General features: G+C 42.4%; 5 protein-coding genes. 2 read left to right on the top strand and 3 right to left on the bottom strand.

Features of this window, described 5'->3' with window-relative positions; all coding sequences use genetic code 11:
* Positions 1 to 994 precede the first annotated feature (994 nt).
* Positions 995 to 2,182, top strand: coding sequence for a HetZ-related protein 2 (locus tag LC574_RS11520; protein ID WP_229453648.1), 1,188 nt, complete (start codon positions 995 to 997; stop codon positions 2,180 to 2,182).
* A gap of 463 nt (positions 2,183 to 2,645) precedes the next feature.
* Positions 2,646 to 3,329 (top strand): Crp/Fnr family transcriptional regulator, encoded by a 684-nt coding sequence (locus LC574_RS11515; RefSeq protein WP_229453647.1) that lies wholly within the window; start codon positions 2,646 to 2,648, stop codon positions 3,327 to 3,329.
* Between the two features lie 192 nt (positions 3,330 to 3,521).
* On the opposite strand, the gene bcsA is transcribed toward LC574_RS11515, so the two are convergent.
* From bcsA to LC574_RS11500, 3 genes are all read right to left on the bottom strand, one after another.
* On the bottom strand, positions 3,522 to 6,131 hold the full coding sequence (gene bcsA, locus LC574_RS11510; protein WP_229453646.1) for a UDP-forming cellulose synthase catalytic subunit: 2,610 nt from the start codon (positions 6,129 to 6,131) through the stop codon (positions 3,522 to 3,524).
* 57 nt (positions 6,132 to 6,188) lie between these two features.
* Complete coding sequence (locus tag LC574_RS11505; protein ID WP_229453645.1) at positions 6,189 to 8,528, bottom strand: cellulose biosynthesis cyclic di-GMP-binding regulatory protein BcsB; 2,340 nt, start codon at positions 8,526 to 8,528, stop codon at positions 6,189 to 6,191.
* Positions 8,529 to 8,710: 182 nt separating this feature from the next.
* On the bottom strand, positions 8,711 to 9,737 hold a 1,027-nt coding region (locus tag LC574_RS11500; protein ID WP_229453644.1), incomplete at its 5' end, for a glycosyl hydrolase family 8.

The following is a 9,737-nucleotide window of genomic DNA, read 5'->3' as shown; positions in this document are numbered from 1 at the left end:
ACAGAACAAGTCCAACAGTATCGAGAATCTGTAGAAAGTCCCATTGTTAGATCAAGCAGTCGATAGATTCAACCTCCTGCGGGGGAATTCAAAAAAAATTCCCATAAATGAATTTCAAGATAAGTTTCTTGTCAGACCTCTGACTATCAAAACTTTAGAGGATTGCAAACTTTTCTGTTTTTAGATTTTGCATAAGTTGAATTTTGAAGCAGAGGGAAAGCAACAGTCAAAGTCAATAGTCAAAATCAATATTGACTGTTGACTATTGATTTTTGAGAATGTAAAAGTTGTAAGAATAACTTGCTAATGTTAGAGGCACAGTTGTGGGTGAAGCTAGTATAGTATTTATTGAAGAATTTATTTAAGGTTTATATAACGCTTACCAAACATCCTCTTAAACGCTAATTTACGTATATACACTTAATAGGCTAAAAATATACTACGAAATTTAACTGAATATCATTTTGGGGGTTTCCACGCACTTACTTTATTCTGGAGAACTCGTTCACGGCAGGGGTGCTCCATGAGCCATTGGCGTGCGTTTGGGGGATCTTCTGGAGCGAAATATCACCAACATCAAGCGTATTGAGATTTTACTAAGTATTTTTCTACATAAAAGTTTGTAATTTTTGAAACTTATACGGCTGAAATTACGCCTGACATTGAGTTAAATTAGATTCGTTCCTCGGCTCGGTTATAAAATGTTCAGATTTCCTCAACCCACCTCATGCAAAGGTGTATCCCCACCACTGTAGGCAGATTTCTATTCTCAATTAAAAAACATAACTTTACAAAAAGATTAAATTAAAAAATATCCCCAAAAGCTTCATAGGTATGGGTTTGGGGCATTTTGGAATTGTCAGCAAAACATCAATATAGAAATTTCTGCATAATTCTAGTGAATTAAGACGTAATAAAAGTGGAATCACTGAGTTATTTTCATGAGACTCATGAAATTCGGGCAAGTTGCCAATTAAACAATTAGGTGGGACGAATGGGGGTTGTGATGCAAACTTCAAAATTGAGTTTCGAGGAACGCAATCTCACTATGACAAAAGATGTGGAACAACTGGCTCTAGATTGGCGAAAGCGCTTGGCTGCGGAATGTCCAGATCAAAATGAAGCTGCTAGGCAAAGCATTATTCTCTGGCTTTTGGGATCTGACTCCAAACGGTTTGATCTGTTTAACCCTAAAGAATTTGATATCGCCAAGCAAGCGATGGAATATCGCTGGAGAATTTTACGTCAACGCTATTTGGGGCTAGGGCGAGAACGTGCTTATCGGAACTTGATAACGCGATTAGGGAGTTTGGTAACATTACGGAATAAAATTCAGACTTGGGTTGCCCTAAGCCGCGATCGCCAGCGTAGTGTCATGGATGTGTTGCAAGAAGTACTCCAAGAATTACTGCAAAGCGACAGCCAGATGCAACAGCAAATGGCTGATATTGCTAAATATACAAATGATAGACGATTGGGGGATGCTCTGCTATTTGCCAGTGTAGAAGAATATTGTTTACGACCAGTACGCAATCAACCCCTATTAGCTTATCGGTTTGTGAATTACTTGCGTCGCACTCAGCGCGGTGGCTTAACCCAAGTGCCGGGCCGTGACTTAGTTAGACTGGTGTCAGAAGAAGTTCTTACAGACGACAGTGACAATCGAGTTAACTTAGTCGATAGTCAGGCGATCGCAGAATATCAAGAAGTACAACAGCTAGAGGAACAACAAGCCCTGCGTCAGTCAGTACAAAAAGAATTTGAAAATTATCTACAAGAAAATCTGGGAACAGAAGCAGTAGAGTGGTTAGGACTGTATTTACAAGGTAAATCCCAGGAAGAGATCGCCCACAAATTAAATAAACAGACTAAAGAAGTATATCGTCTGCGAGAAAAAATTAGTTACCACGCCGTGCGTGTTTTTGCCCTCAAAGGTAAACCAGAGCTAGTAGACAATTGGCTCTCAATTTCCTTGCAAGAACATAACTTGGGTTTAACCCAAAACCAATGGCACCAACTTGATGAAAATTTGACTCCTCTGGGGCGGCAGATTCTAGATTTGCGGAGAGCAGGTAACTCAATAGAAGCAATAGGCCAACAGTTAAAACTCAAAACCCATCAAGTACTAGGCGAATGGACAAAAATTTATCTAGCAGCCCAAGCTTTAAGAACCCAGGAGTAGCCTGTGAGGTATTTAGTTGATCAATTAAGGTGGTGTACCAAACTAGGAGATAGGGAGCAGGGGAGAATTCATAGCAAGTTCATCCCCTCATGCCTCAGTTACTAGAGTAGAACTTCAGAAGGCAGAAGGAACCACCCTTAAAAGCATGGGATTGATCTTGGAAGCCTTGTGTCTCGTGGCACTTTCCGCTCGATATATTTTTATACTAATAAGCTTTATATCTACAACTAAAGTTTTGATTAATTGATTAAACCTCAAATCATACTTTTGTAAGTGAAATCGCTGATTCCAATTTTATACATAATTGTTATGTTGTAATCGAACTCTAGACTGATCAAGCTTAGAGTTCAACTCAAATAGATAGAGATTTTGCTGCCGTATTCTAAATAATATTACGGCTTAAACAAATTTATAGTGACAAAGTTAGTTTCCTGCTCTTGAATCCATTTGTTATAAATATTTCATGCAGACTGAGGTTTTTAGTGAACTTTTCCCCTTAATGAGTACAGCCACTCCCCAGACTTTGGAATGGCTGCTCAACGTTGCAATTGAACATGAATACCCATCTGGGCGGGCCGTTGTCATGGAAGATGCCTGGGGTAACGCCCTTTACTTCGTTGTTTCAGGTTGGGTTAAAGTCCGGCGTACCGTCGGGGAAGATTCAGTAGCTCTGGCAATTTTTGGTAGGGGCGATTTTTTTGGAGAAATGGCAATTTTGGATGAATCTCCACGCTCAACCGATGTCATAGCCCTTTCAGCCGTGAATTTGCTGAGTGTATCCAGAGAGCGTTTTATTCAAATCTTGTTCAAAGACCCGCAGTTACATCACCGGATGTTACAACTTATGGTGCGACGATTGCGGCAAATTAACTTGCGCTTACAAATGCGGTCTTCACCACCAGCAGTCAAACTCGCCTATACCCTAGTGACTTTAGGCGAAAGCTATGGTCAAGAATCGAATTTTGGAAAGGAAATTTTTAACATTCCCTTCAAAGATTTAGCAGAGGTAACAGAAATTGGTGTTGAAGAAACCACCAAAATTATGGAAAAGCTGCATGAGAAAGGGTGGATCAAAATTGACAGCGCCAACAACATCATTTATCTCGTAAACTTCAAACAGTTGATAAACTTGGCTGGTAAAGTGTGATTGCTAAGGGTTCTTAGGGACTGACAAATCAAAAAATATTCAATTATTTATTGTGGGTGGGCAGCGTTCGACTGAGCGCTCCCACCCCACAAAAATTGAATTGACTTTTGCAATTTAAAACAATCCCAAGCGCAAGCAACATCTGGATTTAAATGGAGCTTGCGCTGGTCAAAATCTACTCAAGTACTTCTGCTACAGAACCTCCAACAGTTGTTTAATTTTTGTGTCTTGACGTTCTTTGAATTTTTCTGGAAAAACTAATTCGAGTGCAATCTTGCCATTTGTCTCTTCTACTGCATAAATTTCGGCAACAAATCGGTTAGATGAGAGGTTATCCTCATCCTCATTCAACAGTAAACCAACTAATGGTTTAACAGTTCGCATCGTGTGCAAATCCTGTTGTCCTAGCATTTTGTGAGAAGACACGGCTTTTGTATCCTCTATTTCCAAGCGCAAACCCGTTGTTCCTAATTCTGTAGCTACTCCAAAGAAGAAGTTACCATCCCAGTAGAGTCGGCTATGGCTATTTACCTGCTTGCGTACCTTTTTACGGCTAGTTTGTTTCACGTCACGCAAAGACCGAGTCAGACTTGTGGCTAAGAATCCAAGAGAAGCGAAGGGTCGGTCTACATACTGGCCCTTTTGAGAATACCACTCCCGGACATCAGAATATAAAACTAGAGTTAAAGCATCGCGTTGGGCATCGTTGAGCTTCACAAAATCAACAGCCAAAAGCGTTTCTGTGTCATTAATAGGAGAGACTCGGACAATCTGCGCTGTTAAAGAGGCGCTAGCAGTATAATCTCCCATCACCTCAACTTCCGCTTCCTCCAGTAAATTGGGCCAAGTTTCCAAAGAAATTAATGCCCCAGTTTCTGAAATATTCACCGTTTTGCCCATAATTGTTTGACCATTACTGGTAATTAAGATGGGGAGGTGACGCTGTAAACGGTGGGCAGTACGTACTTGTGGTTGTTCAAAGCCAACCAGCAAAGCAGCTATCAGCAAAACCAGATTAAAAATAGACCACATGGTGTTGACTAAGACCGCTTGCCAATCTTCAGGATGTAGCAGCAGCCAATAGGGAACAGCTAGCAAAGAAGAGACTACTAGTGCTGTCACTACCAAAAGACCACGCATCGATTCCCAATCAAAAGTACGTTTGGTTATAGACGTTCCTTTATCGGTAACGTTAAATGAACCCAGCTTGGGATTAAACAGCGCTAACATCGTCACCCACCCAGCCTGGAAAGCCATCGCAAATTCAAAAATTTCATTCCAGAAGGAGAAACGAACATTTTTGTAAATGATGTAGTTAGTAAAAAGGGAGAGGAGAATATGGGGTAGGGCGTAGGCTAGAGTTTCTAAACCCAAACCTTGGACAGAGTTAACGCCAAATAATAGAAATAGTGTAGGAGCGATCGCATATATTAGTCGAGGATAGCCATACAAAAAGTGCGAAGTCGCGCTAAAGTAACAAATCCGTTGGGCAAATGTCAGGTTCAGCTTCGGATTAAAAATGGGGTTTTCTAATCGCAGAATCTGCGCCATCCCCCTTGCCCAACGCACTTGTTGTCCTACGTAAGAAGAAAACGTTTCTGGCGCTAAACCAGCCACCATAATTTTGTCGTAGTAGACAGACTTGTAACCCAGCGAATGCAATCGCAAGGCAGTGTGGCAATCTTCCGTCACGGTTTCCACTGCAATTCCCCCAACTTCTAAAGCATGGGATTTACGGATTAATGCTGCGGAACCGCAGAAAAATGCGGCATTCCAAAAATCGTTACCTTTTTGCAGTACCTTATAAAACAGTTCATTGCCTGCGGGTATTCTACCTTTGGTGACCAAATTACGCTCGAAGGGATCGGGGTTATAGAACCAGTGGGGAGTTTGGACAAACGATACTTTGGGATCGAAGAAAAAACCCATTGTATGCAAGAGAATTTGCCGCGATGGGATGTGGTCGCAGTCCAAAATCAACACTAAATCACCGTCGGTTTTGTAAAAGGCGGTATTGATATTACCAGCCTTAGCGTGATCGTTATTGTCCCGCGTCATGTGTATACAGCCAAGTTCTTGGCACATTTGCCGTAGCTGTTCTCGTCTTTTGCTAAACTGTTCTCGGCGTGGGTCGTTCTCTTTATACTTTTCTGGACGACCATCATCAAGGACATAAACCTTTTTTTTATCAGGAGCATAATCACAGGCCAAGGCTGCCACAGCCGTCTTACGAACAATCTCCACATCTTCGTTGTAAGTAGGGATGTAGATATCAACTTTGAACCATTCCTGTTGAGGAATGGTTGTCAGATTAACTGGTTGGCGTTCTTGAATTTTCAGGGTTTGAAAGTATGCCAATACCAAGGTGAGGATGGCATAAAGTTCGGCAGCGAACAAGAATACGCAAGCGATGCTGTTGAGCCAACCATCAAAGTTAAGAGTATAGCTGGTGCGGTAGTATAAATAACGCAGCGTTGTTACCAAACTCAGCCACAGCATAAACAGGTGATAATAGTGGCTGATTTCTGAAGAAGACTCTTGAAACTCTGCGTGTATCACCAGTTGACCGAGTAGCACGAGAAACACTGCTACCAATCCCTGCTGCCAAACTTCTATCGGAGTAACAATCAGTGGCACAGAGAGTACCAATAACAGCAAGATAAACCACTTAAACTGTTTTACACCAACCTTTTGAAGAGTGCGGTCAAAAAATCGGGGGGTAATATCAATCAACCAATTACTCAATTTTAAGCGCTGGCGATCGCGTGATTTCCGGGGCGATGTATGTGGGGAAGAAGACATTTTGGATCTAAATTTTGAAATTTAAATTTAAGATGGGCGATACCTGACCGAAAGTGTCTACTTTTTGTCAGGACTCAAGCGCTTGAGATACAACTGAAGAATCCCGTAAAGAATTAGAGACACAGTGAAAATGCCTACAGGCAGCAATAGCCAATTTTCTTGTAAAAAACGTGATGCCTTACTGAGGATAGTAGTATTTTCCAAGCGACGAGTGTTTGGGGCGCTTTGGAAAAACTGTAGTTGATAAGCATCAGTATCGTAGGAAACTGGGTCTTTTTGATCGCTACTAATTAGCACCGTATCCTTTTTGAGTTGGAAGAACCACGGGTCTTGATTCAGGACTTGTTGCACTCGCTCTAAACCAGTTTCAGTTTGAGAAGTTAAAGCTAGAACAACGCGATCGCTGTTCCAAGGAGAGATAATTTGCTTAATCATCCCTTGTGTATCCTGCGGGGTCTGAACCACAGCATTGGCAGAAGAACGGGAATATGCCTGACTCAAGTTGAAGCCAGTGGAATTAAATACTTCGGGAAAAGGAAAGTCTTCTCGCGTTCCAATTCCTACCAAATGGTCATTTTTACGGACTTTTGTTGGCAAAGCATCCGGTGTATAAACATTTAGTTTGACAGCATCTGCTTGACTAAGCCTTCCTAAGCGTTCGCTAAAAGCTAACAAGGTCAACACATCTGTCTTCGAGGGGATTTGTGGCACGACAATCGCTGTCTGAGACAAATCCTGTGGTGCAGCAAAGGGAAAACCGAATTTCAGCAGGTTCAAGTCTGGTAGTTGTGTAGAGATTTCCCGTTTCAGATCGAAGCTAGTATCAGAATGCACCGTACCTGTCAGTTGTTGATCTGGTGGCTGAAGACAGTTTTGTTTATCAAACGGTTCTCTCGGATTCATCCGCAAGAAAACTTGCAGTTTCGAGTTGGGTTTGATCAAGTTTTCCGGCAAATTGACTTTAAGGTTTTTGCGAGTTTCTCCCGACTCAGAATCAAGACGTGCCCCACCAATGAAAACTCCATCCAGTAAAACTTCGATCGCAGAAGTTCGCGGATTAACCTGTGGCCCGTAGCTGTATACCAGATTCATCGAACTACCCCGGAGAAATCTATCATCTGGTAAAGCCCGAAAATCAATTTCAACTGGCGGCGCTCCGATCCCACGTACAGTCACATCACTAAACGGCTCACCATTTACTTGGGTTTTGATGTCGCCCAGTTTAAAAGAATTTTGTTCTGGCAAATAACGAGGCCATTGGCGCAGCCCTGGTGTCGAACCTTCCTTGAGGGTATCGACAAAAACCACCTGACCAGTACCCATTTTCCGCAAGTCTGGCTGTGATAAAAATTGGGTTGCCTTTTCTACAGCTTTTGCACTGTTGCCAGTAGCAATTAAAACCGGAACCCCGCTCTTTTCAGCTTTAGTTATAATCAACACCCCTGTTTCATCTGGTACGAGGTTATTATCACGATCAAGAATTTGATTGCTGATGACTTTCAGAGGCAAATTCTTCCAAGTATTTAAGGTTGGTTGCTCGTTGGGAGTGCCAATGATGACCAAGCGATCATTAGCCTTCACATTTGCGACATCAGACACCACGCTCGTCTGAATCGGGCGAAAATCTGCGATTCTCCCCAATGCCGCTTGTAAGCGAGCTGCTGCTGTCAACCAGGATTGATCAACTTGACTCGGTTGCAAGTAAGCAATTTGGTTAGTTTCTAAGCCGAATTCGTCAAAGAAAGGATAAGGATAGCGGCTGAAATTCAGGGGAATCGGCTGCCGTTCAAAGTTCAAGATTAATTTGGAATCTGGCAGAATCTCTGTCCACAAGTCGGGACTACTAGGGTCGCTACATTCGAGGCTGTTATTCTGCTGTGCCACCAATATGAGTTCGTTGTAGTCTTGCAGCAGCTTTGGTGGGATATTGAACAGTACTTGACCTATTTGGGACTCTTTGCGATTGAGTGGTACGCTACCAACACTGATGCCATTCAATAGCACGGTCAGGTTAGAGCGATTAGCATACAGTGCTGGTGAGTGTTGAAAACGGATTAAAGCTTGTACCTTACCCCGATCTAGTTTCCAGCCACGAGGACGTGTAAAGGCAAGACGACCTTCTGAGTAAACCCCGCGCAAGCGCATCCGGTTGCTCACAATCGGACTACGATTAAATTCTAGGATGTAAGTTGCCAGGTTCTTAGCACTAGGAGCTTTTAAGTCTGCTTTACTAGTATTTTCTGATGTCGTTGCTTGAGCTAATAAAGTTACTTCTTGTTGCAGATCAGCTTTAGTTTGAGCTTGAGCGCTCAATAATGAACTAGGAAACAAAAAAAAGCAAGAAGTAACAATAATTGCTTTTTTACTAATTTGGGAAAGATGAAACAATTGCTTCATGGTAGAGCGTGATTATAGTGTGAATTTACTGAATTTTTTTGACGTAAAAAGCACAGGTGTTTTGTTGTTTTTAGAACTTCAAAATTATCCCCTCAGATTTTTTTAAAAAATCAACGGCAGTCAATCTGTCGGTAGTAAAAGTTAGTTGGGAAGCTTGTACCCTAACTCAGCGTCAGAGGATATCATTTAAGCAATCGCTGGGGAATTGTCTTTGGAGGTAGCAATCCTAACCAAGCCAAATTCTGGGTGTAATAAGCAGATTGGTCTCCCCAAATTCCCTGCTTGTATTGAGGCAGTATTTTTTTCACAAGCAGTTCTTGAGCGATCGCTGGTTCCACTACCTGCATGGCGGCATACAACATAGCGTATTGGGATGTAGCTTCGTAATCCACTAATGGTTTCCCTTGCAGATCAATGCGTGCTGGTATCGACTGTTTACCCCACAGTTTTTGCAGGTGCTGAGTGGATGTCACTAGATAGCGCTGCGCTTGGGGTGAGTTGAACCAGGCAGCATCCAACGACAAACGCCACCAAACTCGATAGGAATCAAAACTATACAAACTCTTCAGAGTGCTAGATGCTGGTAGGGTTTGGTATTGTCCTGTTTTGGTATTTAGAGCTACCCAATCACTGGGTAAACCTACGCTAGAAAGCTTTGCGGAATTTTCTAGCACTTGATAGCTGCTGTCTACCAAACTCAACCAATCATGTTGGGGATCAACTTGTGCAAAGATGCGAAAAGCATAGGGTGCAAAATAAGAAGGATTCAGGTAAACGGTAGATGCATCTGGGACAAATGCAGCTACAGGCCCTGGTAACAGGTAGCGCTCACCTTGGGTTTTTGAGATAGTGGACAAGTTCCACAAATCTTGTAGTTTGAGTTTTGCCAGTTTTAGGTATTCGGGTTGATTCCAACGCCGTGATGCTAAAATCAAGGCAGTAATCGCGTCTATATCTCCATCGCTAGCAAAGTTGGTGTCGATAACACCCCAGTTACCATCTTCTTTTCGTCCCCACTTCCAAGCCCACAAACTATCTGTGCGTTTACCACCTGCTTGGCGCTGGAGGTTATTTTCCGACCAGTTTAAAGTCAGAGCAAAAGTTGCCGGATCGTTAATCGTTAGCTTTTCCGTATAATCTGAATTGTCAGGTTTTCTTCCCCCCCGCCTTTGGGTCTTCTTTGATAAATTTACTATCACACTTGCCATA

This window comes from Nostoc sp. CHAB 5715, assembly GCF_020829685.1.
Lineage (GTDB): Bacteria > Cyanobacteriota > Cyanobacteriia > Cyanobacteriales > Nostocaceae > Nostoc.
This window is presented reverse-complemented; position numbering and strand designations above follow the sequence as displayed.